At 43.9% G+C, this 5,127-nt stretch carries 1 protein-coding gene; it reads left to right on the top strand.

Going from position 1 to position 5,127, the window contains the following annotated elements; all coding sequences use genetic code 11:
• On the top strand, nt 1-5,127 hold a 5,127-nt coding region (locus tag BCT81_RS17605; protein WP_198596918.1), incomplete at both ends, for a C80 family cysteine peptidase.

Raw genomic sequence — 5,127 nt, forward strand, 5'->3', positions numbered from 1 at the left:
ACAAGTATTTTTACAAAAAAAACACAATAAAAAATTTGGTTATTAAGGTAATCAATAATACGACTGTAGGGAGGAATTCTCTCTTTGATTCGGTCGGAAACGTGTTGAAGGGGGGAAATGAAGGAGAGTCGATATTTATCACTTGGGATGCCGCGTCCAATACATTTTTTGACAGTAATGGCAATGTGGTCGATGTTTCAAAGATACAGAAAAATAATTATGATGAAATATCACTGATTGGCGATTTACAGGCATCTGTAGGCAGTGATGGGAGTAGCCATATTTCTCTTGGTAGACTGCCGCCGGATCGTATTATGGCAGGGTTGGAAAAATTCGCAAACCTTGAATTCACAAGAACCCTATCAGTACTCAGTGGTAAAGATTCTCCACTATTTGGAAAGGCAATCGCTAAGTTAGTCGGTGATAAGCATAACCCAACAGTTGAGGTAACCACCGCAAATGGTGTGTTCAATGTCGATGACAATGGCAGTGGTCAGTATCAAAAAATAAATGCCGAGACGAATACTTTAGAAACTGTGAAAAAACCGATTAAAAAGCACGTCGTTAAAAGGACGGGAGAAATAACGGTTACGACTGCCGATAATGGTAGCGCAATAAAGGTGAATCGTTTAGCAGCAGATGTCGTATTAAATTGCTTATCGTACCCTGGCGTTTCAAGTCTCATTTTCTTAAAAACACTGTCCATGGGTTTCAAATCTAATTTTTTGATGGGCAGTGCGTTTTTTGATGATATACACAGTGTGCTGGATATTATTCCACCTCAATTCTCGGATCGAGATAAAAGCATGTTACTTGACGCGTTGCATGCAATAAAAGCTAAAAATGATATAGGTGATTTTAATAAAACGCTTGTTAATAATGTCGAACAATGGACTGACCCTTTGGGTAACACTAAAAAGTCCCTTTCAGGTAAAGGTAATGATAGGGTCATTATTCAACTCGATAGTCAGAGAACCACTTCAACAGTTACGCGTTCATATATAGAAAAGTATCCAGGGGCAACGGTTGTTCAACTTGGTTTCGACGGGAGCTATAGAGTTGTCAGTGGTAATCCTAAGCTTATTCAAGGAGACAATATAAAATGGACAGTAATTGGCCATGGGCTCGATGAGGAGAGAGTCATTGGGAATCGATATCCTAATCAACTAGCAGAGCAGTTTAACTGGCTAAGAAACGAGTTTTTTACAGAATTTGGCGTGAATATCAGGCCAACCAGGATTGCTCTTGCTGGTTGTGAAATGGTGAATCTTAACGGCACAGACGGATATATATTGGATTTTTTAAAGGAATCTAAAAAATATAACCTTACGGATTCAGTATCGGGTCGTCGATACCCGACATCTTCCGACTTTGTAACAGGAAAGAAATATTCCCTAAATCGCTTTTTCAATTCATTTCTGGCGCTGATATCAGATAATAAGTACCTTGCTACGTTTAACGAGCATGGTTCCGCTGAGATGGAGCCTGAAGTGCGAACAGAAGAAAAAGTCCGGCTGATAGTTGAAGACTTAGAGCGTAAGCGATTAAAGCGCACTAAACCAACGTTAAATGGTGTTGTGTCATCTATTGATGGGTATGAGTCATGCCTGAAAAGGCTAAAAGAATATGAAGCATTTTTTGATGCAGAAGAAAAACGTAATGGAAATAGCCCTGAATTACAACGGCAGCGAAGAGAAATTGCTTACTGGGAAAAAGAATTAGCGTCGATGAAAGTGTCCTTTGAACAACAAGAGGACAAGAGATTTAAAGATGATTTAAAGAAAATAGCGAATGCTGCCGGCGTATCTGATACCTCTAATCTTGAAAAGCGTCTTATGCCTTGGATGGTGGAAATGGCGCAAGGTATTACATCGCAGGATATATCAAGGATACTCGAACTACAGCCGAACGCAGGTTTAGCCTATGTCGTTGCGCATTATGCCAATGAGAAACTGGAAGAGTCTCTAGATTTCCATAACGAAAGTTCACTATTAAAACAGATGAAGTTTTCTACGCAGGATATTTTTGAGCATCTTCCACTTATTGATTCGACTAAAGGCCTGTCTGGTGTAGGCAGTAATATTGATATTGAAAAATTAGAACGTCATATGAACCAATCTTCTTCTGACAATGTTTTTTCCACACTTATTCAGCTTTCTAAGCTTCCCCGCTCTGAAATGTCGGTATTGAGTCGGCGGCTTTTACAAAGCAGCAATGAAAATACTCGGAATTTGGGCAAGTCACTTTCACAGGAAATCAGCCGCCGTAAAAGAGCCCACATAACAGATGGCATGATGAATGGGGCCGATAGTGTTTTTAATCTGTATGAAACCCTCAATGCAGTGCGATCTTTAACATCAAGCTGGAGTTCCATGAATGCGACGGATCGTGGGTTGACACTGACGGAACTTGTCGGGGGTGTGGCATTACCAACCGTAGTCAGCCCAATGATCAGTAAGTTGTTTAGTCAAGCAGGCAAGGCGTTGGGCAAAGTGGGCAAGGCGGTAAAGGGGGGGCTTCTGGATATCGCCTTGATGCCGATTACCTTTACCAACATCGCCAATCAATGGAAAGATTTCTTCAAAGGAAACGGTGACAAGGGAAGTTTGGAGTTCAAATCCTTACTTGCCAACACCGTCATTACTGCAATTACTTCTGTTATCAGTATTGGGATGGCGGCGGTTGGCATTGCCGCCGCCGCAGGTGCTCTCAGCCTTTCAGTGTCTCTGGGACCCATCGGGGGATTCGTTGCCCTTGCCGCGTTTGCTATTAACGGCATTGTTCAGGGTGCGTTACAGATAGATGAATACAAAGACCATTTCGATAACACAGGTCAAATGGTGGAGCAGTTCTTTGCGGCTTGGGTCGGAATAGAGACAGATGCCTTTAAGAAAGCTAAAGCGAGAAAACGTGGCGAGGAGTCTGCCGTTGAATATACCAAATCATTGAATGATATTTGGGAAGAATCGAAAGTCTTCCTGTCTGATTTATTCGCTAAAACAGGCCATAAATACTTGAATGTCAGGGATAGGGTACACAATGTTAACCACGGTGTTATCAAGGTTGCTGGGGACTATTCCGCCATATTGCAAGACTCGCTGAAATATGGGGGCATAACACGGATCACCTCTTCGGAGATACCCACTGGGAGTGTGGTTTGGGCAGAGCTTGGGCAAAAGGCGGATGCCAATATTCAAGGCGATTCAGGAAAGAAAAATCTTTTCAATATCGATGCAGATACCCTCGTCCACACGGTGTCTGGGAAAGAAAAAGAGGACGCATTTAACTTGGATGCGGATGCGCAGATTGAGCGCATTGATGGTGGTGAAGGACAGGACACCTTGATTCTCAATGCCAAAGGAGGAACGGTGAATATTGATACGACTCGGAGTCGAGATAACGGAAAAATAGGCCGCTACGGTAATGACAGCTACCGGACGTTCGATGTCAACAGTATCGAGAATATCACCATTACAGATGCGACTGGCGGCTTACTTCGACTCGGCGATGAAAACAACATTATCGATGTTGAATCCCGACCAGAGTCGGACATCAAGGTCTATGGTGGCGGCGGCTCTAATGTCTTTATCTTGACTAATAACCTTCATGCTTACAGTGAAAGCAACGATATTTTCGTGTGGCGGAAAGGTGGGGGTTCGATTATCCATATGGTGGCAAAAAGCCAAGTTCAGGTTGCGCTTATTGAATTGCCGTTTAGCAGTAGCGAATTAGTGCTGCAAAAATCTGGTCGGGGCCTGAAGGTGATTGCACCTTCCCATGACACCGGGTTCTTTGTTGTTGCCGATTATTTTCATGCTGACGGAACGGTGAGGAAGGACAAACTGCTCCAATTTAAAGATAAGTTCGGCAGGGTATTTTCCTTGAATTTGGCCAACCTGAATGCCGACCTAAACGCCCGATTTTTTCCTACCACCATGGACAAGGTCGCGAAGAGTTATTTGTTTCAAAAACCTCGGCAAATTGGAAAAGCCGAGGTATTGGAAGGCGACCTTGGCCTAAGCACCTACCATTTTAAACCGGGTAGCGGGAAGTACGTGTTGAAGCCACGAACCGATCGGATGATGACCGTTTTGATCGAAAGTCGGTTGGAGAATATTCACTACAGCTATGAGGGTTCCGATTTGATAATACACACAGGAGAAGGTGACAGTGAAACGAAAGTTACCATTAAGGATTACAAAAATAACAGCAAGCAGTTTCAGATGATGGCGAAGATACCCGGTGCGAAAGCCAGCGATTTTGAAGTGCTGACATTGCCGAAAGAGGGCAGCGGTAGTCTGTCAACGGACAGTGTGACTAATATAGGTGCAGAAGTTAAAGAGGCGATTGCTGGGGTACGAACTGAAATAGGCGGGAATGGACATATTAACCTTAGCGACAAGAAGGGGGTTTACCGCTATCGCGTTGCGGTAGCAGACTTGGCGGGTACCACTCTAGAAGTTGCAGAACGATATCTTCTGACGTATCTACGGATGGGGGATGATCTCGTGATGTACGATCGTGCCCTACTTCCTGCTGGGACAACGCTTGATAAAACAGTCACGTTGAGAGTCGAGGGTTACTTTACGACATCACCTGCCGCCAGCCTGACGGTTAATGGAAAAACAGTAACAGGTGAAGCAGTTCTGCAGGCAACCCTGCAACATATAGGCACAGATGGAGATGATACTTTGGTGGGTACCAACACCAGTACAATGGCCGGGGGTAAAGGGCATGATAACTACCGAATAGATATGTCTGGCGACCGAACTTTCGTGATTGATAACGCAGACCGTGATCAGGCCACAGATACCCTTACATTCCTCGGACTAAAACCGTATGCAGGTATTGGCGATATTAGCGTGCATCAAAAGGAAGAGGATGTTTGGCTCACCTATGGTGCATCAAGGGTTGTTATCAAAAACTATAACAAGGGAAGTGCCGCTCGGCACCTGACGTTGAAGATAGGCGGTAATAACTATGTGTTGCCTGCCCGTAGAAATGAAGGTTTTAGTTTTTATGAAGTTCAGGAAGGTGTAAGCCAGCGTGTCAGTTTGAGCAAGGGAACTCGTGATCATGTTATATCGCTGCCTTGGAATGCGAGTGCCGATGGTACTTATGCCTTTG

Source organism: Vibrio sp. 10N.261.52.A1 (genome assembly GCF_002876325.1).
Classification (GTDB): Bacteria; Pseudomonadota; Gammaproteobacteria; order Enterobacterales; family Vibrionaceae; genus Vibrio; species Vibrio chagasii.